A 20,435-nucleotide genomic window follows, 5' to 3' on the forward strand; every position below is an offset into this window, starting at 1 on the left:
TCGACCTCAACGCAAGCAACAGATAGGGTGGGAAACTGTTCGCGATGTCCTCGCACACCTGTTCGCGATGTCTCCGGTCCAAACACCCTTGTGGGAGAAGGTGGCCGAGCGAAGCTCGGTCGGATGAGGGGTGTTCCAGCTTGGCATCAACGTGCTCCGTCCAGCACCCCTCAACCATCTTGGCGCTGCGCGCCAATCCACCTTCTCCCACAAGGGGAGAAGGAAAGAAGGGTCACCCCTTCGGCGCGGGCCCCGGCACGGGCTTTACGTTCGGGGTTTCCTGCGCCGTGTTGGATTCGATCGGCGGCAGGCCCTTCATCAATTTCTGCTGCAAGGCGGCAAGCACGTCCGGGTCCGGCTTCAGGTCGCGGGCCTGGTTCCACTGGAAGGTGGCTTCCAGCTTGCGGCCGACGCGCCAGTAGACGTCGCCGAGGTGATCGTTGAGCACCGGATCCTCCGGCTTCAACGAAACGGCGCGTTCCATTTCGCGCACCGCATCGTCGAACTGGCCAAGGCGGTAATAGGCCCAGCCCAGCGAATCGACGATGTAGCCGTCGCTCGGCCTCAGGTCGACGGCCTTCTGGATCATCGCGAGGCCTTCCTTGAGGTTCATGTTCTTGTCGACCCAGGAATAGCCGAGATAGTTCAGAACCTGCGGCTGGTCGGGGTAGAGCTCCAGCGCCTTGCGGAAATTCGGCTCGGCCTTCGGCCATTCCTTCAGTCGCTCATAGGCGATGCCGCGCTGGTAGAAAATGTTCCAGTTGGCGGCGGTCGGCGTCTTCAGCACCTCGACTGCCTTGTCGTAAAGATTGGCGGCGGAGCGGAAATCCTCCTTCGAGGAATAGACGCCGCCGAGCGCCAGATAGGCGCGCATGTCGTCTGGATGCGCATCGACGATGGCCTTGAGGTGAGCGATCGCCTCGTCGTTGCGGTCGAGATCGGCAAGGTTGAGGCCAAGCTGCAGGTCCGAAAGCTCCTTCAGCGGCGAGCCAGCGGGAATGCGGCGATAGAGCGCGATGGCGCCCTCGCCGTCTTTCAACTGCTCGGCAACGGCGGCAAGCTGAACGAGCGCCGCGTCGTTGTCGGGCCGCAGCGCCAAGGCATATTGCAGATAAAGCCGCACGAACGGCTCGCCGCCGCCGCGGTTGAGCGCGGTGGCGAGATCGAGCAGGATTTCCGAGGCGCCGTCCGACGGACCGGCAACGAAGGGCTCGATCTTTTCGCCCTTGTTGATCTTATCGCGAAGCGCCGCAATCTCGACCTTGCCGGGGGCGAACGCCTCGGCCTTGTCGAGCACCGACAGCGCCTTGGCCTTGTCGCCTTTGCGGGCGAGGAAAGAGGCGTAGGCCTGCGCGTTGCGCATCCATGTTTCGGGGGCCGCACCGCCGGCGGCCGTGTCCTGCACGGTGGCGGTGTAGAGCGCATCCGCCCTGTCGGGCAGGCCGGAGGCGTCGGCAATCAAGGCACGGTGGAAGGACTTGAACAGGCTGAACCAGTCGGGGCCTTGCAGCTTGTCGATGGAAGCCATGGCCTCGCCGGCGTCACCCGCACCCTGCTTGGCCCAGCCGGTCATGACGCCGGAGATCAGCCGGTCGAGATCGGATTCGAGCGACAGCTTGAGCCAGTATTCGGCCTTGGAGAAATCCTTCTTGTGGAAGGAATCGATGGCCAGCGCCAGGCGCGAGAAGCGCTCGACATCGGGAACCGCCTTGAGCTTGTCGGCATAGACCAGGGATTCGTCGAAGCGCCCCTGCGCGATCAGCGACAGCATCAGACTCTGCTGCAGTCCCGTATCGTTCGGATCGAAGGCAAGCGCCTGCTTGTAATAGGAAATGGCGCTGTCGAGGTCGTTGTCGCCGTCGGCAATCCTGGCGGCGAGATAGGCCCCCGAGAAGGATGTGATCCTGACCGGCTCGGCGGTCTGTTTGGCATGCGCCGGTAAAGCCGAGATCGCCATGCCCGTCGCGATTGCCAGCCCCGTCAGCCAGCGCGCATATCCTTGCCGCATCATATCCCTTTCAGCCAAACGCCATCTCCGCGTCAGCGGGATCGCCGTAGACTCGATCCTTACAGGTAAAGCATGGCCTTTTTGGGGTCGTGCTTCAACCCGGCCCGAATTCACAATCGGTCAAGCAATTAATAAACCATGCCGAAAGGGCCTGAACTGCGACCCTTGACCGCGTGGCGTCCGCTTTGGCGCTGCCTGTGCGGTGCTATTTCCCGACGCCGTAAGCGATCCATAAGCGCCAACGGTTGAAAGCTTCCGCCATGCAACTTTGCGTGGCAGGATGAGATTTCAATTCTTGCTTCGCCAGCCATGGGGGCGCCGATGCTGGAAGTGCCGCGCGACGAAGAAGCCTTCGCCATCGTTGATCGTATCTACGAAGCAGCGTTCGCCGCCGAGCTGTGGCCGGGAGCGTTGGAAGCGACCAGTGCGATCACGCGCTCGGCAAGCGGCTCGATTTTCATGATCAGCGATCATTCCCCGCTTCGCGCCATCGGCGAGGCGCAGGCCGAGCCCTTGATCGACGCTTTCATGGCAGATTGGAAATTTTCCGAGAGCGTGCAGCGCATGTGCAGCACTCAGCCGGCAAGCTTCGTGCGGGTCGACGACTTCATGACGGGAGAGGAGATCGAGCGGGACCCGATCTATGCGTGGGCAAGAAATTTCGGCGTCGGATCGCCCGTCTGCACGTCGATTCCCATGCCGAGCGGGGAGCTTGTCCTGTTCGTCTTCCAGCGCTGGCTGAAGGACGGCAAATACGATCAGGCGGCGATCGACCTGCTGAACGGGCTCCGTCCGCATCTGGCGCGGGCCGGCCTTGTCGCCGGACGGCTCGGTCTGGAGCGGGCCAGGACCGCCGTGTCCATTCTGAGCGAAATCGGGCTGCCTGCGGCAGTCATGAGCGGATCGGGCCGCGTGCTGACAGCCAACCGCCTTCTGGAAAACATGGCGGACGTGTTCGTTGCCTTGGCCCATGGCGGCATGGCACTTGCCGATGGACCGGCAAACGCGCTTTTCCAGCAGGCCGTTGCGCACAACCAGGACAACCGCGTCGTGCGGTCCATTCCCGTTCCGGCCAGGAAGGGGCGGCCGGCTCTGATCGTTCACCTTTTGCCTTTGCGCCGCGCCGCACATGACATCTTTTCGGGCGCGGATATCCTTGTCGCGGCAACTGCCGTCAGCATCAGCGCGACGGTGCCGTCGCCCGGTATCCTTTCGGGCCTGTTCGACTTGACGCCGGCGGAAGCCCGGCTCGCCGTCGTGCTTGCCTCCGGCCGTTCCGTACAGGAAGCCGCCCTCGAAATCGGCATCGCCGTTAAATCGGCCCGCACCTATCTCGAGCGAATCTTCCGAAAAACCGGCACCAGTCGCCAAAGCCAGCTCGTGGCGCTGCTGACGAGCGCGCGACCGTTTTCGTGATTTCGGCAACTGACCAGTTCCTGTGTTGCTGAATTGCAACAGCAGGCACCGGAAACGCCGCAAAAACAGCGGGTTTTCCGCGAAATGTAGGCATTTGCCGACTGTCCGGCCGTCGCCGGCTTCATGCATGGTCTGTCTCATCGGGAGCCTTGCGATCGGCCAGCGCTGTTCTGGCAAGAAGGGGATAATTAAGATGGATTGCCGTGTTGTAGAACGCTTTGAATGGTCGGCTGCAGTAAGGGCTGCCGGCATCCTGATGTCGTCGCGCGTGCCGGTTCGCGGGGCCGGAGCTTTGGTGATAGCCGCGGCAGCCGGCTTAGTGGTCCTCGCACCGACTCCGGCGGCGGCGTTTGTATGTGAGGATATAAATTTTGGCGCAGATGGCGCCGGGGCTTCGCCTACCGGTATGGCATGCGGAACTATCGCCCAAGCTGCGGGCGGATCCTCCACGGCGGTTGGCAGTAGAGCCGTTTCTGATGGAGACCTCAGTACCGCTCTTGGCGACGATGCATGGGCTGGGGGAATCTCAGGTCCCATCACCCATAACAATGCAGGCACGACGGCTATCGGCGCCCGTGCTCAGGCTGGTGCGGGAGGCCCTAACCAGGCCAACGCTACCGCTCTTGGCGCCTCGGCCAAGGCGAATGCGGTGAATGCCACCGCTCTCGGCACTGGTGCGACGGCCAATTTTGCCGACTCCGTCGCCATCGGACAGGGCGTGAGCACGACACGGACCAATCAGGTGGCAATCGGCAACAGCAGCGCCACCTACACGCTCGCCGGTGTCAACAGCCAGGCCAGCAAGGACGCGCAGAGCGGACCGAGATATCTGGTGACGTCCGACGCCGCCGGCAATCTGGCGACGGCTTCCGTCAACATTGACGAGATCGAAGGGCTGGTGGACGACGTGGCAGCCCACACCACCCAGATCGCCTCACTCAACACCACGGTCGGCAACCACACCATGCAGCTTGCCGATCACGAGACGCGCATCACCAACAATACCAACCAGATCAACACGCTAAACACCACAGTCAGCGGTCACACGACGCAGCTCGCCGACCATGAGACGCGCATCACCGACAACACCAACACGCTCAACCTGCACACCGCGCAGATCTTCAGCCTCGACAGCCGCACCACGATCAACGAGGCGAACATCGCCCTGCTCGACGGCCGCGTCGGGGCGCTGGAGGGCGGGTTGCAGGATCTTGGCGAGCAGGTCAGCGAAAACCGCTCGGAAGCCCGGGCCGGAACGGCGCTTGCCCTGGCGACGGCGGGCCTGCGTTACGACGACAGGCCCGGCAAATTGTCGCTGGCCGGCGGCTTTGGCCACTTCAAAGGTCAATCGGGCCTGGCGCTCGGCCTCGGCTATAGCCCAAGCCTGGATTTCCGCCTCAACGCCGCCGTGTCGGCCTCGACAAACCGCGGCGATGTCGGCGTCAGCGTCGGCGCATCGTGGACACTGAACTGATGCAGCCGGCATGAGCTCGATGCTGCCGGGATCGGTGCGGCCGGCGGGCAGAATGTTGCTGGCAGCCTTGGTGTTGACGACGGCCGTTCCGCAGCTTGTCCCGTCTGCCCTAGCGCAAACGTCGAAAACCCAGAAATCGGCCAAGCCGCAAGCGCCGAAGCCGGCCAATATCGACCGCAACGGCGTGCTGATCCTGGTGCGCGGCTCGCTGCTGGCGCTCGACCATGCCAACAAGACGGGGAATTACACGGTGCTGCGCGATCTCGGCGCGCCGGGCTTCCAGGCCAACAACGCCGCCAAGCTTGCCGAGATCTTCGCCGGCCACCGCAATGACGGCATCAACCTCGGCGGCGTCGCGGTGCTGGAGCCGCAATTGACGCTGCTGCCGCAGATCGAGCCCAACGGCATGCTGCATATGGCCGGGTTCTTTCCCTCGGTGCCGATGCAGGTCAATTTCGAGCTTCTGTTTGCGCCGGTCGAACGGCAATGGAAGGTGTTCGGCATCTCGGTTGCGCTCGGCAAGGCCGGCCCGGAAGCGCCGGCGACGGAGCCGGAACCACCAAAGCCTGTCGCCACCGAAATACCCGACCCGCCGACGCCGGAGGTCAATCCCAGAAGGGCCGCCGAACAAGCCGGCAAATGAGGCGTCACGGCCCCGAACCTTAGGACGCTTGCGAAAGGCTTGCGTCCAGCGCCTGCATGGCGACGGTGACAAGATCGTGCAGCCGCTTTTTCGGCACGCCGTCGCGTGCCTGGACCGAAAGGCCGTGCATCAGCGTGGCGTAATAGTCACCCAGCGTCTCGGCATCGGTATCCGGCTTCAATTCGCCATCGCGCACGGCCTTTTTCAATCGCTCGACGATCGACGCGGTACGCGCCAGCCGATGCTCCGCCAGCCATTGCAGCACGGCGTCATTTTCGATGGCGCAATTGGTCGCGGCCGTCACCACCATGCAGCCCTGCGGCCGCCCCGGCCTCGTATAGATTTCGACGGCGTCGCGAAGCATGCGCTCGGTGACGCGCCGGACATTTGGTTCTTCCTCCAGCGCGCGCGTGGCAAAGCCGCCCTCATTGGCCTCGTAAAGCGCCACCGCTTCGCGAAACAGGTCCTCCTTCGAGCCGAAGGCGGCATAGATGCGCGCCGATGCGAGACCAAGCGCCGATACGAGATCGGCCATCGAGGTGCCCTCGTAGCCGCGCCTCCAGAAAGCGTCGCGGGCTTTCTCCAGCGCCTGGTCGCGGTCGAATTGCCTTGGCCTGCCTGCCATGGCGGTCTCCAATTTTTGTCGATCAACAAATAATCTGCTTGACTTCGGATTGCAAATCTCAATTCTTTGTCGATCATCAAATAATTGTGGACAAGGAGTCCGACATGAGTTCACTCGATCAAGGCGCGCCGCTCGGGGCGATAACGCAGGGAGCAAGCAGGGCGAAACATGGCGCAACGCTGGCGCTGCTCGCCTTCGCGCAGCTCATCATCTCGCTCGACCTCAACATCGTCTTCGTGGCGTTGCCGAAGATCGGCGCCGGCCTCGGATTTTCAGGCCAGACCCTGCAGTGGGTGGTCAGCGCCTACACCGTGTTCACCGGTGGCTTCCTGCTGTTCGGCGGCCGGGCCGCCGACCTGATCGGCCAGCGCCGCGTCTTCATCTTCGCGCTCTGGCTCTACGCGCTTTCGTCTCTCGTCGGTGGCCTGGCCTAGTCGCCGGAAATCATCATCGCGGCCCGCGCCGTACAAGGCATCGGCGCCGCGTTCCTGTTTCCGGCGACGCTGTCGCTGATCAACCGCCTGTTCGCCGAAGGGCCGGAACGCAACCGGGCGCTCGCCGTCTGGGGCGGCGCGGGCGCCAGCGGCCTGACGCTCGGTTCGCTTGCCGGCGGGTTTCTGACCAGCGCCTTCGGCTGGCCGTCGGTCTTCTACGTCAACGTGCTGCTGGCCGGGATCGCCATCATCGCGGCTTTCGCCATCATCCCGCGCGATCGCAAGCGGCACGAGCAACGCAGCTTCGATCTGCCGGGCGCACTGGCCGTCACCGCCGGCGCGACGCTGCTTGTCTTCACACTGGTTCAGGGGCCTGAATATGGCTGGGGCTCTGTCGCAATCATTGTCAGCGCGGCACTGGCGGCATTCTTCCTGATCGCCTTCACCGTGATCGAGGCCAACAGCGCCGATCCGCTGATGCCGCTGCGCCTGTTCCACAACCGCAGCCTTGTCGCCGGCATGACGATAACCTTCCTCTACATGGCCACTTTCGGCGCGCTGCCCTACTTCCTCACCGTGCTGCTGCAGAACGTGCACGGCTTCACTGCCTTGCAGACGGGCCTCGCCTTTCTCGTGCCGTCGGTCGCCATCGCCACCGGTACGCAAGCCGGCGAGCGTCTGGCGACGCTCTTTTCGACGCGCAGCACGCTGGTCGGCGGCATGATCGTCGGCGCGGTCGGCACAGCATTGATGGTATCAGGCGCGACCGCGGAGAGCAGCTATCTGGCCCTCGTACCTGGCCTGATCGTCTCCGGCGTCGGACAAGGCATCGTCTGGACCGCAATGTGGATTGCCGCCGCTTCCGGCGTTGCCCATGACCAGCAAGGCGTCGCCTCGGGGATGGCTTCGACGACGCTCAATGTCGGCAACGCCATCGGCATGGCCGTGCTGATTGCGATTGCGAACAGCCAAATCGGCGAATTGTCCGGCAATGCGTTGAAAATTGCCGTCGCCGACGGCATCCAGGTCGCCTTCTGGCTCGCGGCGGCGGGCATCGTCGTTAGCCTGCTGGCAGCAATGGTTCTTCCGGCAAAGGCTCGATGAGAACAAGCGCGGGGCGCCGATGCCTGTCAATTCACCCGGCTGATGCAGAAATCGATGACGTCGATCAGCGCCGATTTCTGCGGCGTCGCCTCGAGCGGCGCCAGCGCGTCGCGGGCGATCTCGCCGAAATGGCGGGCGCGCCCGATGGTGTCGGCAATCGCGCCATGGCGGAGCATCAGGCCGATGGCCTTCTCCAGCCCGGCATCGTCGGCGGCATTGTCCTCGATGGCGCGTTTCCAGAAGCTGCGCTCGGCCTTGGTGCCGCGCCGATAGGCGAGGATCACCGGCAGCGTGACCTTGCCCTCGCGAAAATCGTCGCCGACATTCTTGCCGAGATCCTTGCTGGTGCCGCCGTAATCCAGCGCGTCATCGATCAGCTGGAAGGCAAGGCCGAGATTCATGCCGTAGGAGCGGAGTGCTGCGCGATCATTGCGCGTCGCCTGAGCGATGACGGGGCCGACCTCGGCGGCGGCCGAAAACAGGGCCGCGGTCTTGGCCTTGATCACCGCGAAATGCTCATCCTCGGTGGTCTCGAGGTTTTTTGCGGCAGCGAGCTGCATCACCTCGCCTTCGGCGATGACCGAGGCCGCGCTCGACAGGATATCGAGCGCTTCCAGCGAGCCGACATCGACCATCATGCGAAAGGCTTGGCCGAGCAGGAAATCGCCGACCAGAACACTGGCCTGGTTGCCCCAGATCATGCGTGCCGTCTTCTTGCCGCGCCGCATGCCGCTTTCATCGACAACATCGTCGTGGAGAAGTGTCGCGGTATGCATGAATTCGACCGATGTGGCGAGCTTGACATGGCCGTCGCCGGAATAGCCGAACATCTGGGCCGCGGCGAGCGTCAGCATCGGCCGCAGCCGTTTGCCGCCCGACGAGATCAGATGATTGGCTATCTCCGGAATCATCTCGACATCGGAGCCGGCCTTCGACAGGATCAATTTGTTGACGCGCCCCATGTCGGCCGCGGTCAGGTCGATGAGGTCCTTTATCGAGGCGGCTTCGCGCTTCCCGTTTTCAATGTTGAGAACGACACCCACGGCAAAACTCCCAACCTCGATATGCACGACGGCAACATGGTCCCTGGACAGACTCTAGGGTGTCACCCACCGGCGCGGCAAGAGGCGAATTGGCGCGCCGGCTCTGGTACATGATCACGCCTACGTTTACATCAACGCCGCAAACTGCGAGTTTCATCCGATGATAGAGCTCATCCGCACCAACGACGCCGTCATCATTTCGTTTGTCGAATCGCTGATGCGCGATGCCGGCATCGGCTGTTTCGTCGCCGACCAGAACATGAGCGTGCTCGACGGCTCGATCGGCATCCTGCCCCGCCGTGTCATGGTGGACGCCGACAAGGCCGATGCGGCGCGGCGCATCCTGACGGATGCAGGCATCGCCAACGAGATCCGCCAAAAATAATGTCCGCGTCGCCCGCTGCCCTTGTCCCGGACATGCCGGCTCATACGGTCGACGCCTTCCATCGCGGTCGCTTCTGGCTGGTGCAGCCGAGAAAGGCGGGCCACCGCGCCGGCATGGATGCGATGATGCTGGCGGCTGCCGTGCCGTCCTCGTTCGCCGGGCGGCTTGCTGACTTTGGCGCGGGTGCCGGTGCCGCCGGCCTGGCGGTACTGTCGCGCTGCCCCGCTGCAGAGGCCGTGCTTGTCGAGCGTTCCCCGGAAATGGCGGCCTTCGCCACCACCACGCTTGCCCATCCCGGCAATGCGCATCTCAGCGACCGCGCCTCGGTGCTCGTCGCCGATGTCGCGCTGTCGGGCCGGGCGCGAACGGCCGCCGGCCTCGAGGACAACAGCTTCGATTTCGTCATCATGAACCCGCCGTTCAATGCCGCCGAGGATCGCGCGACGCCCGATCCGCTGAGAAAGGCCGCGCATGTCTCTGCGGATGGGCTGTTCGACAGCTGGATCCGCAGCGCGGCCGCGGTGGTCAGGCCGGGCGGCGGGCTGGCCGTCATCGCCAGGCCGGAACAGCTCGGCGCCATCCTCGATGCCATTGCCGGCCGCTTCGGCGACGCCGAGATGCTGGCCGTCCACCCTCGCCCCGAAGCGGCGGCGATCCGCATCGTCGTCCGGGCAGCACTCGGCGCACGCGGCAAACTGTCGATCCAGCCACCGCTTATGCTGCATGCCTATTCAGGCAATGGCCCTTCGGAGCGGGCAGAGCTGATCAATAACGGGCTGGCGTCGCTGTTCGGAGACTGATCCATTCTGATTGCCGGGGTGACGGCATTGCCGTTGGCCGGCGAATTCCTACATGCCTCAAGCAAATCGACCGGAGACCGCCCCCTCGTGAAACGCCTTTTCAACCGCCTGCTGCCGAAATCCTGGCGCTCCGCCGTCGTCACCATTCCGGTCATCCGGCTGCACGGCACGATCATGCCCGGCGGCGGCCAGTTCCGGCCGAGCCTGTCGCTCGCTTCCACCGCCGGCCTTCTCGAAAAGCTGTTTTCCTTCGACGCGCCGGCGGTCGCCATCTCGATCAATTCGCCAGGTGGTTCACCGGTGCAGTCGCGGCTGATCTTCAGGCGCATCCGCGACCTGGCGAGCGAGAAGAACAAGAAAGTCCTGGTTTTCGTCGAGGACGTGGCGGCATCGGGCGGCTACATGATCGCGGTCGCCGGCGACGAGATCTTTGCCGACCCGTCCTCCATCGTCGGCTCGATCGGCGTGGTGTCGGCCTCGTTCGGCTTTCCAGAGCTGTTGAAGAAGATCGGCGTCGAGCGCCGCGTCCACACCGCCGGCCAGAACAAGGCGGTGCTCGACCCGTTCAAGCCGGAAAAGAAGGAAGACGTCGAGCGCCTGAAGGCGCTGCAGCTCGAGGTCCACGAGACCTTCATCGATCTCGTCAAGGACAGGCGCGGCAGCAAGCTCAAGGACGATCCCGACCTGTTCACCGGACTTTTCTGGACGGCCAAAAAAGGGCTGGAGCTCGGGCTGGTCGATGCGCTCGGCGACATGCGCAGCGTGCTGAAGAGCCGTTTCGGGCCGAAAACCCAGCTCAAGCTGATCACCGCGCCGCGCGGCCTGTTCGGCCGCTTCGGCCTGTTCGGCTCGAGCTTTTCGGCGCCCGACATAGCCGCCGCCGCGGCAAGCGGCGTCATCGATGCGGCGGAAGAGCGCGCGCTGTGGGCGCGCTTCGGGCTTTGAAAAGCCGGTGAAAGCGTCTAGCATAAATCATCAACCGACCCGACCGGCCGCCTTGCCGGCCTTGCGAGGGAGGAGTTTGACATGCCGCAGATCATTTTCTTCGCCGTCGTCGGCATTGCCGCCTATTTCGGCTACCGCTCCTTCGTCAGGGAAGCCGAGCGTGTGACCGCCAAGGTGCGGCGTACCGAAAAGCAGGCCGCCAACGGTACAATGGGAACATTGGTCAAGGACCCGAAGACCGGCGAATACCGTCTGGCCAAGGATTGACCGTCGTCCCCCTCGCGGCAGAGCCAGTGAACGCCGAGGCCAGCATCCGGGCGTCGCATGCGCACGCCAAGATAAATCTCGCGCTGCACGTCACCGGCCAGCGCGCCGACGGCTATCACACGATCGAAAGCCTGGCTGTATTCACGCGCTTCGGCGATCGCATCGAGACGGAACTTGCCGACAGCGATGGGTTTTCCGTGTCCGGCAAATACGCCTCCGCGGTGCCGGTCGACGACAATAATCTGGTGGTGAGAGCGCGCGATGCACTGCGGCGCGAGGCCGGTCCCCAGCACGCACCGGCTGTCGCCATCAGGCTCGAAAAGAACCTGCCGGTCGCGTCCGGTGTCGGCGGAGGGTCGAGCGATGCGGCGGCTGTGCTGCGCGCCCTGGTCCAGACTTGGGGATTTGATGTCGGCGATGCCGAACTGGCGCGGATCGGCCTGTCGCTCGGCGCCGACGTGCCGATGTGCCTCGCTGCCAAGCCGCTGATAGCCCGCGGCGTCGGCGACGAGCTGACGCTCGTGCCGGGTTTCCCGGCGCTGGGTCTGGTGCTCGTCAATCCCGGCACTGCCGTCTCGACGGCCGACGTGTTCGAGGCGCTTGGCCGCCGCGACAATGCGGGGCTGCCGCCGCTGCCGCACAGCCTCGACTTCCACAGCATCCGCAACTGGCTGGAGATCACCCGCAACGATCTCGAGCCTGCGGCGCGCGCAATCCAGCCCGCCATCGGCAAGGCCATTTCCGTGCTCAACAAGGCCGGAGCCGGTTTTGCCAGGATGTCCGGTTCAGGCGCCACCTGCTTCGGGCTGTTCGAGACCGGCAATGTGGCCAAGCGCGCGGCCGTCGATATTCGCAGCCGCCATCCCGACTGGTTTGTCGCGGCGACGCGAAGCGTGACATCGGAGGTTGATGCCCATGGCCAGGATTGACGAGAGCCGCCCCTTCGTTCCCGTGCGCATCGCGGTACTGACCGTTTCCGATACGCGCAGCCTCGCCGACGACAAATCCGGGCAGACGCTGGCCGACCGTATCGCCGAGGCCGGCCATGTCCTGGCCGCCCGCGACATCGTCACCGACGACCGCGACAAGATCCGCGACAAGGTCCTGGGCTGGTCGAAGGACGATGCGATCGATGTCGTCATCACCACCGGCGGCACCGGCTTCACCGGCCGCGACGTGACGCCGGAAGCGCTGGAGCCGATCTTCGAAAAGCGCATGGACGGCTTTTCCGAAGTGTTCCACCGCATCTCCTACGACAAGATCGGCACTTCGACGATCCAGAGCCGGGCAACCGGCGGCGTCGTCAACGCCACCTTCGTCTTCGTGCTGCCGGGCTCGCCCGGCGCCTGCAAGGACGCCTGGGACGGCATTTTGAAGCCGCAGCTCGACTATCGGCACATGCCCTGCAACTTCGTCGAGATCATGCCGCGGCTGGACGAGCATTTGCGGCGCGGCTGAGACGAACCGAGGTATCAGCCAAGCGACCTCGGTTTAGCGAATGACCGGCTCGCCGTGAAAACGCCGGCGCGAGGGCGGCGAGACGCCGAAGCCAACCTCCATCATCAGCCGCGGCGTGCGCGTCGGCACGGTGCCCATATGGAAGCCGAACGGATCCTCGACAAAGCCGAGGCCGGCCGGCCCGGTCAGCGTGACCGGGCTCTGCTCGCCGTACACGCCCAGCACCTCTTCCGCCGAATGGCCGACCAGCAGCGTCAGCTGATGCTTCAGGATGCGGCGGTTGTGGGAGCCGCGGACATAGACATGCGGCCCGGTGTCGGCGTCGACCGGCACCAGGTAGAAAAAGAACTTCAGCATGCGCCAGTCGTCGAGGTCGAAATGGTATTTGCCGAGCGAGGCCATGTTCTTGTCGGCGTCCGAGACGCCACCGGTCGGAAAGCTCCACCAGACGCGGGTCGTGATCAGCTTGGCCTGGCTGCCGAGATAGTGTGCCGCGACGTCGAGAAGCAGCGGATCGCGCTGCACGGCGACCGCAGCGCTGCAGTCGAGGACCCGCTCGAAATAGTGACCGCTGAGCAGCGGGCGGCCGAAATGCTTTTCGGCATCGGCGTGTTTTTCGGGCAGGAATTCCAGCCGGCGGTCGAAATTGCCGAAGCATGGCGTGCGCTCGGCGAAGCGGGCGATCTCCTCATGGACGGCGGCCGGCAGCATCAGGCCCGAATAGAGCCCCTCCGTCCGCAGCGCGCCGACGACGGCATCGCGGTCAACGCCGGCGAACATCGTTTCACCGAAATTGCGCGCCGGCCGAACGGGCTTTGCACCGCGCCAGTGCAGGCGCCGCGCCGGCATGGTGCGGGCCAGCATGAACATCGGCAGCCATGCCGGATTCTCGCGAAGGTCGGAAAGATAGGTCGGGATGCGGGCGGCGATGCGGCGCAGCGTGCCGCCGTTGCGCGCGATCGCCTCGAGGCTTGCAGCGCCGGACTTGTCAGGGCTTGAAAGGGTCATCGGGGTCCTCAAAATGTCGAGGGAACAGCATCGACGTTAGTCGTCGCCGCTCCGGCACACCCCAAACCCTATTCGCCCATATCGCCGGGAATGGTAACCCCCGGCCAGATTTTGTGCAATGCACAATAAACCACGACCCGCCAGAAAATTTGCTTGGGCGGAGTTCCCATAACCGGCACGGTAAGCCGTCACTTCCGCGGCGCGACCCAGATCTCGGCGTGGAGACTCCTGGTCGCCAGGCCGCGGGCGATCGCTTCGGCGCTGCGGGCGTTCTTCGACAGCGCCACGGCCTGACGCTTGCTGATCACCAAGCCTTCGGCGAGAGCGCGATTTCCGGCAAAGACGCGCGACAGGAACGGCGCGCGGCTGCCGCGTGCCCGCGAGAACCGCGCCGCCATGGTTTGCCTGGCGATATGGGCGACGACCTCGTCGATCCAGCCCTCTCCCAGCCGCGCGCCCGGTTCCAGCAAAAGCAGCCAGTCGCCCTTGGCCTGCCTGATGCCGGCGGCGATGCCGCCGCTGACATAGTGGCACCCGGCATGTTCGGCGACGCGGTGCGTCTGATCGGTCGAGCCGGTATCGCAGACGAGAACGTCGCGCACCACGCCTTCGACCGCGCCGCCGATCAGCGAGGCGAGCGTGCGGGCAAGGCCCTCCTCGTCGTTCAGGGTTTCGATCAGGACGCTGAGCATGTTTAGCCGAATAGCGGAAAGCGGTGGGCAGCGCCAGTTTTTGCGGCGCACCGCGAGAAAGTTCTTGCTTTGTTCTCATCGATACGATAGGAATACATTCATGAGCAGAGCGATTCGACAGCGGGCGGACAGTCCCTGGGAAAGGGCCAAGATGGAACAGATCGTGCGTGCCGATATTGCAGCCTTCGGCGCTGGCAGGGCCGAGATGGCGAATGCGATGATCGAGCAGAGCGGCATGCGCGTCCGTCCCGACCGCAATCGCGGCAGGTCGGCGGGCATCAATCCGTCCGGCCGTTTCGAGCCGGTCAGCAGGCATGTATTCGACGATGGCTGGAATTCGCTGGAGGAGCTGCCGCCGTTCAAGACCGAGGTACAGGTCGAGAAGCCGCGCACCATCATCACGCGCAACGAATCGCCCGACATCTCCTTCGACCGCTCGATCAATCCCTATCGCGGCTGCGAACATGGCTGCGTCTATTGTTTCGCGCGGCCGACGCACAGCTTCATGGGCCTGTCGCCGGGGCTGGATTTCGAATCGAAGCTGTTTGCCAAGCCGGATGCGGCCCGGCTGCTCGACAAGGAATTGTCCAGGGATAATTACCAGCCGCGCACCATCGCCATCGGCACCAACACCGATCCTTATCAGCCGATCGAGAAGCAATACCGGATCATGCGCGAGATCCTCGAAGTGCTGGAGGCGCGCGGGCATCCGGTCGGCATCGTCACCAAATCGGCGCTGGTGACACGCGATATCGACATTCTGTCACGCATGGCCGAACGCGGGCTGGCCAAGGTGGCATTGTCGGTGACGACATTGGACAGGATGCTGGCCAGAACGATGGAGCCGCGAGCGTCAACGCCGACCAAGCGGCTGGAGGCGATCAGGCAGCTTTCGGATGCCGGCATTCCGGCCTCGGTGATGGTCGCGCCGATCATCCCCGGACTGACCGACCCGGAAATGGAGCGCATCCTCGATTCGGCGCAGGCAGCGGGCGCGCGTGAAGCCGGCTATGTGCTGCTGCGCCTGCCGCTGGAGGTCGCGCCGATCTTCAAGGACTGGCTGCTGCGCCATTATCCCGATCGCTATCGCCACGTCATGTCGCTGATCCGTTCGATGCGCGACGGCAAGGACTACGATTCGGAATGGGGCAAGCGTATGAAAGGCTCCGGTCCCTATGCCTGGCAGATCGGCCGGCGTTTCGAGATCGCTGCCAAACGGCTCGGCCTCAACGCCGAGCGGCGCTCGCTCAGGACCGACCAGTTCGTCCCCGCCGCCAAGGCTACCGAGCAGCTGATGCTGCTGTGACAAAGCGTCTCGCGCCAGCCGGTTGAAACGGCCGGCAACAGGCAAAAATCCCGTCCGGCCTGTCCTGTCCCCGGGCTTGCAGACGGTAGCCCCTCCTGGTCCGGTGCCCCGCCCGACCCGGAGGGACTTGCGGAGAATCGGAGCCGATGCGAACCTCGCCGCACCATGGCTCGCCCGCGTTCCGATTCTCCGCTTCTCTTCGAAATCGTCGAGAAACCCGACTTCTCGTTCGAGACGAGGGCGATGGCCGAAGGCCTGTGGCCGGTGGCGGGGATGGACGAGGCCGGCCGCGGTCCGCTCGCCGGGCCGGTGGTGGCTGCAGCGGTGGTGCTCGATCCCGCCAACATCCCCGATGGCCTCGATGATTCCAAGCGGCTGACGCATTTGCAGCGTGAGGCGCTGTTCCTGAAAATCCTCGGCTCCGCGCTCGCCGTATCGATGGCGTCGGTCAGCGCCGAAGGCATCGATGCCTCCAACATCCTCAAGGCCAGCCTGGAGGCGATGCGCCGTGCCGTGGCCGGCCTGTCAATCCAGCCGAAGCTGGCGCTGGCCGACGGCCGCGACGTGCCGCCCGGCCTGCCCTGCGAGGGCAGAGCGCTGATCAAGGGCGACCAGCGCTCGCAGTCGATCGCCGCAGCCTCGATCGTCGCCAAGGTGATGCGCGACCGCATGATGTGCGGCTGCGGCAGCCATCATGCGCGTTACGGCTTCGAACTGCATATGGGCTACGCCACTGTGCGCCACCGCACGGCGATCGATCTGCATGGACCAGTGGCGCGGCTGCACCGCAACTCCTTCGCGCCGTTCCGGTTCGGCGGCACCGAGGTGCTGGAGGAAGAGGGTTTTTCGGGTTTGGATTGAGGGATTCGGCTAGGTGTGATCTCCCCCCTCGAGGGGGAGATGTCGCCAAAGGCGACAGAGGGGTCGGTACGTCCTGGCGCGACGCCATGCGGGACGAAAGAGAAGGCTGGCGCTTCACGCGCGGCGACCCCCTCTGGCCTGCCGGCCATCTCCCCCTCAAGGGGGGAGATTACGCGCTTGGCCGCTTTCGCTAACAAAAAAGCCGCCAGGTTTCCCGGGCGGCTTCGATGACTTGTAGATGCAGCCGTTCAGTCCAGCTTCGACTTCAAATCCTGCAGTGAGGCATTGAACAGGTCGGCGCCGGCCTTGGCGTCGATCTTGCCGGCCAGCAGCGCGCGCGGCTTCGACGGCGATATCGACTGCGCTGGCACGCACTTCGCCCATCGCCTCACAATCGGCCTTCTACCTTTTAAGTCTTCGTCGCAGCATCACAATATGTAATTAAACTCATCTAAAGAGCAATCGGTGAGCTTTACGCTCACATACCATTGAGGCTTGCGGGGTTAGATATCCGTCGTGGTCGGTTGATTTACTCACACCAACTCCACATGCGACAGAAATGTCAGTATCCGACGAAAGCAAAATAACGTGAAACGTACTCCGGAACCTTGCTGTTCCGCAAATTGCGTAGTTCCAACGGAAATCGTTCCTACGGTAAAGTTGTTCCTGTCAATTCGAATCAATACTTGGTTAAATGCAAACAATAGCACTATTAATGTTACACATGATATCGCAATGGCTAGCAGTAAAAAAAAGAATCTCTTCATAGTCATTTATGCCGACACGCCACATCTGGCTTTGACGTCTGCAGGATTCCATTGCGCCAGAGCCATTCGTGCGGTTTCCCTGGGCCAGATCCCCAGCAATGCAGCGCCGAGAATGCGCCCGTTGTCATTTTTGGTCTCATCGATACCGAGGGTCTGCGCCGCAATGGCATTTAACGTATCAAAAATAGCAACATTCGCTAGGCGCGGATCTCCCCCCTTGAGGGGGAGATGTCGCCAAAGGCGACAGAGGGGGTCGGTACGTCCTGGCGCGACGTCATGCGGGACGAAAGAGAAGGCTGGTGCTTCACGCGCGGCGACCCCCTCTGGCCTGCCGGCCATCTCCCCCTCGAGGGGGGAGATTACGCGCTTGGCCGCTTTCGCTAACAAAAAAGCCGCCAGGTTTCCCGGGCGGCTTTCGATGAATTTCTCGACGAAGTCGCTTAATTCAGCTTCGACTTCAAATCCTGCAGCGAGGCGTTGAACAGGTCGGCGCCGGCCTTGGCGTCGATCTTGCCGGCCAGCAGCGCGCGCGCGGCTTCGACCGCGATGTCGACGGCGCTGGCGCGCACTTCGCCGATTGCTTCGCGCTCCGCCTGGCCGATCTTCTGCTCGGCCAAGGCGGTACGCCGGGCGACATAGTCCTCGGTCTTCTTGTGCGCCTCGGCGGCAAGCATGTCGGCTTCGCGCTTGGCGGCGGCGACGATGGCCGCGGCCTCCTGCTCGGCTTCCTTGCGCTTGCGCTGGTATTGGCCAAGCAGTTGCTGGGCCTCTTCGCGCAACCGGCGCGCTTCCTCGAGCTCGCTGCTGATCTTGTCGGCGCGGGCATCGAGCGCCTTGGCGATCATGCCCGGCACCTTGATGTAGATGGCGATGCCGAGGAAGATTACGAGGGCAACCGTTGCCCAAAGCGTCGCGAGAGATGTGGCGTCCATGATGCGCTCCTCACCCGGCCACGGATTTGACCGCGGCCGCGATTTCGGCCTTGCTGGCCTTGCCGCCGACAAGCGCTTCGACGATGGCCGATGCGGTGTCCTCGGCGATCGTGCCGACTTCCTTCATGGCATTGGCCTTGATGGAAGATATACGCGCCTCGGCCTCGCCAAGCTTCTGGTCAAGCGCTGCCTCGATCGTCTTGCGGGCAGCCTCGGCTTCCGCCTTGGCCGCATCGTTGGCCTGCTGACCGATCGCATTGGCCTTGCCCTTGGCTTCCGCCAATTCCTGCTCATAGGCGGCAACGGCGGCATCGGCCTCGCTTTTCAGCCGGGCAGCATGGTCGAGATCCTGGGTAATGCGGTCGTTGCGCACGTCGATGATGCCGCCAACGCGCGGCATCACCACCCGTTTCAAGAAGAGATAAAACAGCCCGAAGGTGATTGCCAGCCATAGAAGCTGCGAGGGGAATGTCTCCGGATTGAATGGCGGAAACGTGCCGTGCGCCTCGGCGGGCACGCCGGTGCCAGCGCTCCCACCTTCGACGGCGGGCGCGGGCTCTTGCGCAAAGGCAGATGTCACGAACATCGCATTCCCCTGTCCATACAGTCAGGCCGCACCTTGCGCGCCCCTCTTCGTCGGCCCGGTGTTTCTTACTTGAACACCAGCAGGAAGGCGATGAGAAGGGAGAAGATGCCCAGCGCTTCGGTCACGGCGAAGCCGAAGATCAGGCGGCCGAACTGGCCATCGGCGGCCGACGGATTGCGCAGCGCGCCCGCCAGATAGCTGCCGAAGATGTTGCCGAGGCCGATGCCGGCGCCACCCATGCCGAGGCAAGCGATGCCCGCGCCGATTGCAGCTGCTGCATTTACTTCCATGTCAAACTCCTTGTGGTTCCATTGTCGTTGCAGTTTGTAATGACGGTAAATCCGCCGGTGAAATTCCCTAGTGACTGGGATGCAAAGCGTCGTTGAGATACATGCAGGTCAGAACCGCAAAGACGTAGGCTTGCAGGAAAGACACCAGAACTTCCAAGGCCGTCAGCGCTACCGCCATAGCCAATGGCAGGATCGAACCCGCCACGCCAGCCGCGCCAAGCGCGCTCAGCGAAACCACGAAGCCGGAAAAGACCTTGAGGGTGATGTGGCCAGCCAGCATGTTCGCGAACAAACGGACAGAAAGGCTGATTGGTCGCGACAGAAACGAGATGATCTCGATCGGTACGACGAGGAACATCATCACTAAAGGCACGCCCTGCGGCACGAACAGCTTCAGGAAGCCGAAGCCGTGCTTCATGAAGCCGTAGACGATGACGGTTCCGATCACCAGCGCAGCCAGGCCGAAGGTGACGATGATGTGGCTGGTGACGGTGAAGAAATAAGGAAAAAGCCCGAGCAAATTGGCGACGAGCACGAACATGAACAGCGAAAACACCAAGGGGAAGAACTTCATGCCTTGGGTTCCGGCTGAATCGCGCAGCATGTTGCCGACGAATTCATATGCCATCTCGGAAACTGACTGTAGGCGGCCGGGAATGAGGCTGCGGCTCGATGTGCTGAGGTAGAGAAACGCCGCCGCGACAGCCACCGTCGCGACCATGAACAGCGCCGAATTGGTGAAAGACAGGTCGTAGCCGCCGATGTGAATCGGAACAAGCGGATGTATCTGGAACTGGTGGATTGGATCGACCTTGTCAGCAGCCACTTTAAATCCCCATCAAAGTCGCACGCGACTCTACTATCCGTTCATTGCGCCGGTGAGTGGCGCGTTAATTCATTCTTTCGGATCGCGCTGTTTATCGCTTTGTCCGAATTCTGCCATAAGCCCTGCTGAGCGCATGACATTGAGCACGCCGGCGCCAAAACCCAGCAGCAAAAAAACGATCAGACCCCATGGCGTTGTCCCCGCCAGACGGTCGATGATCCAGCCGATGCCGGCACCAACCACCACCCCGGCGATGAACTCGCTGGACAGCTTGAGCGCCTGGCCGTACCCGGCCACACTGCCCGCTTTCGCGTCGTCTTTCCCCTCGAGCCGGTCCGGCCGCCTTGTCGCAAGCGATGCTTCAAGGTCGCGCCGGCGGCGCTCAAGATCGTCGTCGCGGATGTCGGCTTCATGCTGCTTGCCGCGGCCGGTTTTTCCGGTTCCGTCTGGCCCATTCTTGTCGGCCACGCAACCCCCTGCCCGGTCAGACCGTCACCGTCCGTCCGCTTCTTAAAGTCGCCGGCAACATAGTTAGAGGGTCCGCGCCCGTCAAGCCACGGGCAGA

At 63.5% G+C, this 20,435-nt stretch carries 22 protein-coding genes and 2 pseudogenes; 12 read left to right on the forward strand and 12 right to left on the reverse strand.

The window, feature by feature from the left end:
- Nucleotides 1–196 (reverse strand): hypothetical protein (locus NKJ20_RS07745; protein WP_352743387.1); only part of this gene is annotated, 196 nt, incomplete at its 3' end.
- A gap of 36 nt (nt 197–232) precedes the next feature.
- Nucleotides 233–2,008 (reverse strand): tetratricopeptide repeat protein, encoded by a 1,776-nt coding sequence (locus NKJ20_RS07750; RefSeq protein WP_352743552.1) that lies wholly within the window; start codon nt 2,006–2,008, stop codon nt 233–235.
- Between the two features lie 321 nt (nt 2,009–2,329).
- Between NKJ20_RS07750 and NKJ20_RS07755 the strand changes: the two genes are divergently transcribed.
- From NKJ20_RS07755 to NKJ20_RS07765, 3 genes are all read left to right on the forward strand, one after another.
- Entirely contained in the window at nt 2,330–3,424 is a 1,095-nt protein-coding gene (locus NKJ20_RS07755; RefSeq protein WP_352743389.1) for a helix-turn-helix transcriptional regulator, read from the forward strand.
- 406 nt (nt 3,425–3,830) lie between these two features.
- The gene (locus tag NKJ20_RS07760; protein WP_352743554.1) at nt 3,831–4,898 is read left to right on the forward strand and encodes a YadA-like family protein; all 1,068 of its coding nucleotides are present in this window, start codon (nt 3,831–3,833) and stop codon (nt 4,896–4,898) included.
- Nucleotides 4,899–4,908: 10 nt separating this feature from the next.
- Entirely contained in the window at nt 4,909–5,541 is a 633-nt protein-coding gene (locus tag NKJ20_RS07765) for a hypothetical protein (protein WP_352743391.1), read from the forward strand.
- Nucleotides 5,542–5,560: 19 nt separating this feature from the next.
- Here NKJ20_RS07765 and NKJ20_RS07770 read toward each other — a convergent pair whose 3' ends face one another.
- Entirely contained in the window at nt 5,561–6,166 is a 606-nt protein-coding gene (locus tag NKJ20_RS07770; RefSeq protein WP_352743393.1) for a TetR/AcrR family transcriptional regulator, read from the reverse strand.
- Nucleotides 6,167–6,270: 104 nt separating this feature from the next.
- Between NKJ20_RS07770 and NKJ20_RS07775 the strand changes: the two are divergent.
- A pseudogene (locus tag NKJ20_RS07775) lies at nt 6,271–7,704 on the forward strand (MFS transporter).
- Between the two features lie 26 nt (nt 7,705–7,730).
- On the opposite strand, the gene NKJ20_RS07780 reads toward NKJ20_RS07775, so the two are convergent.
- Entirely contained in the window at nt 7,731–8,747 is a 1,017-nt protein-coding gene (locus NKJ20_RS07780; protein ID WP_292663011.1) for a polyprenyl synthetase family protein, read from the reverse strand.
- A gap of 160 nt (nt 8,748–8,907) precedes the next feature.
- Here NKJ20_RS07780 and NKJ20_RS07785 point away from each other — a divergent pair, with 160 nt between their 5' ends.
- The 6 genes from NKJ20_RS07785 to moaB all read left to right on the forward strand — a co-directional run bounded on the left by NKJ20_RS07785 (nt 8,908) and on the right by moaB (nt 12,602).
- Nucleotides 8,908–9,132, forward strand: a complete 225-nt coding sequence (locus NKJ20_RS07785; protein WP_023674082.1) for a putative signal transducing protein — start codon at nt 8,908–8,910, stop codon at nt 9,130–9,132.
- The gene (locus tag NKJ20_RS07790) at nt 9,132–9,932 is read left to right on the forward strand and encodes a tRNA1(Val) (adenine(37)-N6)-methyltransferase (protein ID WP_352449925.1); all 801 of its coding nucleotides are present in this window, start codon (nt 9,132–9,134) and stop codon (nt 9,930–9,932) included. The genes NKJ20_RS07785 and NKJ20_RS07790 overlap by 1 nt, the downstream gene beginning before the upstream one ends.
- Nucleotides 9,933–10,019: 87 nt before the next feature.
- On the forward strand, nt 10,020–10,877 hold the full coding sequence (locus tag NKJ20_RS07795; protein WP_031211037.1) for a S49 family peptidase: 858 nt from the start codon (nt 10,020–10,022) through the stop codon (nt 10,875–10,877).
- Between the two features lie 81 nt (nt 10,878–10,958).
- Complete coding sequence (locus NKJ20_RS07800) at nt 10,959–11,144, forward strand: membrane protein (protein ID WP_023674078.1); 186 nt, start codon at nt 10,959–10,961, stop codon at nt 11,142–11,144.
- 26 nt (nt 11,145–11,170) lie between these two features.
- On the forward strand, nt 11,171–12,073 hold the full coding sequence (locus NKJ20_RS07805; protein WP_352743395.1) for a 4-(cytidine 5'-diphospho)-2-C-methyl-D-erythritol kinase: 903 nt from the start codon (nt 11,171–11,173) through the stop codon (nt 12,071–12,073).
- A complete protein-coding gene (gene moaB, locus NKJ20_RS07810; RefSeq protein WP_352456849.1) occupies nt 12,060–12,602 on the forward strand; it encodes a molybdenum cofactor biosynthesis protein B in 543 nt (180 codons plus the stop codon). Before NKJ20_RS07805 ends, moaB begins: the two co-directional genes overlap by 14 nt.
- Before the next feature lie 33 nt (nt 12,603–12,635).
- Here the strand turns inward: moaB and NKJ20_RS07815 are convergent, their stop codons facing one another.
- Entirely contained in the window at nt 12,636–13,610 is a 975-nt protein-coding gene (locus NKJ20_RS07815) for a phytanoyl-CoA dioxygenase family protein (protein WP_352743397.1), read from the reverse strand.
- Between the two features lie 188 nt (nt 13,611–13,798).
- Nucleotides 13,799–14,302 (reverse strand): glycosyltransferase, encoded by a 504-nt coding sequence (locus tag NKJ20_RS07820; protein ID WP_352743399.1) that lies wholly within the window; start codon nt 14,300–14,302, stop codon nt 13,799–13,801.
- Nucleotides 14,303–14,453: 151 nt separating this feature from the next.
- Here NKJ20_RS07820 and NKJ20_RS07825 point away from each other — a divergent pair, with 151 nt between their 5' ends.
- Nucleotides 14,454–15,608, forward strand: coding sequence for a PA0069 family radical SAM protein (locus NKJ20_RS07825; protein ID WP_254818651.1), 1,155 nt, complete (start codon nt 14,454–14,456; stop codon nt 15,606–15,608).
- Between the two features lie 165 nt (nt 15,609–15,773).
- A complete protein-coding gene (gene rnhB / locus NKJ20_RS07830; RefSeq protein ID WP_352743401.1) occupies nt 15,774–16,469 on the forward strand; it encodes a ribonuclease HII in 696 nt (231 codons plus the stop codon).
- A gap of 248 nt (nt 16,470–16,717) precedes the next feature.
- Here rnhB and NKJ20_RS07835 read toward each other — a convergent pair.
- From NKJ20_RS07835 to NKJ20_RS07860, 6 genes and pseudogenes are all read right to left on the reverse strand, one after another.
- Nucleotides 16,718–16,856 (reverse strand): annotated as a pseudogene (locus tag NKJ20_RS07835) (ATP F0F1 synthase subunit B); the annotation flags it as partial.
- Between the two features lie 820 nt (nt 16,857–17,676).
- On the reverse strand, nt 17,677–18,168 hold the full coding sequence (locus tag NKJ20_RS07840; protein ID WP_023674071.1) for a F0F1 ATP synthase subunit B: 492 nt from the start codon (nt 18,166–18,168) through the stop codon (nt 17,677–17,679).
- Nucleotides 18,169–18,178: 10 nt separating this feature from the next.
- Nucleotides 18,179–18,754, reverse strand: a complete 576-nt coding sequence (locus NKJ20_RS07845; RefSeq protein WP_352743405.1) for a F0F1 ATP synthase subunit B — start codon at nt 18,752–18,754, stop codon at nt 18,179–18,181.
- Nucleotides 18,755–18,819: 65 nt separating this feature from the next.
- Nucleotides 18,820–19,044 carry a F0F1 ATP synthase subunit C gene (locus NKJ20_RS07850; protein WP_320232093.1) on the reverse strand — a complete coding sequence of 75 codons (225 nt, stop codon included), beginning with the start codon at nt 19,042–19,044 and terminating at the stop codon, nt 18,820–18,822.
- Between the two features lie 67 nt (nt 19,045–19,111).
- On the reverse strand, nt 19,112–19,870 hold the full coding sequence (locus NKJ20_RS07855; protein ID WP_352743407.1) for a F0F1 ATP synthase subunit A: 759 nt from the start codon (nt 19,868–19,870) through the stop codon (nt 19,112–19,114).
- Between the two features lie 69 nt (nt 19,871–19,939).
- On the reverse strand, nt 19,940–20,338 hold the full coding sequence (locus NKJ20_RS07860) for an AtpZ/AtpI family protein (protein ID WP_352743409.1): 399 nt from the start codon (nt 20,336–20,338) through the stop codon (nt 19,940–19,942).
- Nucleotides 20,339–20,435: the final 97 nt, after the last annotated feature.

This window comes from Mesorhizobium sp. M0185, from assembly GCF_040322175.1.
Lineage (GTDB): Bacteria > Pseudomonadota > Alphaproteobacteria > Rhizobiales > Rhizobiaceae > Mesorhizobium.

Bases quoted from the DNA above. Each gene is read 5' to 3' on its own strand.
- NKJ20_RS07750 (WP_352743552.1), bottom strand. From the start codon at position 2,008: ATGCGGCAAGGATATGCGCGCTGGCTGACGGGGCTGGCAATCGCGACG.
- NKJ20_RS07755 (WP_352743389.1), top strand. From the start codon at position 2,330: ATGCTGGAAGTGCCGCGCGACGAAGAAGCCTTCGCCATCGTTGATCGT.
- NKJ20_RS07760 (WP_352743554.1), top strand. From the start codon at position 3,831: ATGGCATGCGGAACTATCGCCCAAGCTGCGGGCGGATCCTCCACGGCG.
- NKJ20_RS07765 (WP_352743391.1), top strand. From the start codon at position 4,909: ATGAGCTCGATGCTGCCGGGATCGGTGCGGCCGGCGGGCAGAATGTTG.
- NKJ20_RS07770 (WP_352743393.1), bottom strand. From the start codon at position 6,166: ATGGCAGGCAGGCCAAGGCAATTCGACCGCGACCAGGCGCTGGAGAAA.
- NKJ20_RS07785 (WP_023674082.1), top strand. From the start codon at position 8,908: ATGATAGAGCTCATCCGCACCAACGACGCCGTCATCATTTCGTTTGTC.
- NKJ20_RS07790 (WP_352449925.1), top strand. From the start codon at position 9,132: ATGTCCGCGTCGCCCGCTGCCCTTGTCCCGGACATGCCGGCTCATACG.
- NKJ20_RS07800 (WP_023674078.1), top strand. From the start codon at position 10,959: ATGCCGCAGATCATTTTCTTCGCCGTCGTCGGCATTGCCGCCTATTTC.
- moaB (WP_352456849.1), top strand. From the start codon at position 12,060: ATGGCCAGGATTGACGAGAGCCGCCCCTTCGTTCCCGTGCGCATCGCG.
- NKJ20_RS07815 (WP_352743397.1), bottom strand. From the start codon at position 13,610: ATGACCCTTTCAAGCCCTGACAAGTCCGGCGCTGCAAGCCTCGAGGCG.
- NKJ20_RS07820 (WP_352743399.1), bottom strand. From the start codon at position 14,302: ATGCTCAGCGTCCTGATCGAAACCCTGAACGACGAGGAGGGCCTTGCC.
- NKJ20_RS07825 (WP_254818651.1), top strand. From the start codon at position 14,454: ATGGAACAGATCGTGCGTGCCGATATTGCAGCCTTCGGCGCTGGCAGG.
- rnhB (WP_352743401.1), top strand. From the start codon at position 15,774: ATGGCTCGCCCGCGTTCCGATTCTCCGCTTCTCTTCGAAATCGTCGAG.
- NKJ20_RS07840 (WP_023674071.1), bottom strand. From the start codon at position 18,168: ATGGACGCCACATCTCTCGCGACGCTTTGGGCAACGGTTGCCCTCGTA.
- NKJ20_RS07845 (WP_352743405.1), bottom strand. From the start codon at position 18,754: ATGTTCGTGACATCTGCCTTTGCGCAAGAGCCCGCGCCCGCCGTCGAA.
- NKJ20_RS07850 (WP_320232093.1), bottom strand. From the start codon at position 19,044: ATGGAAGTAAATGCAGCAGCTGCAATCGGCGCGGGCATCGCTTGCCTC.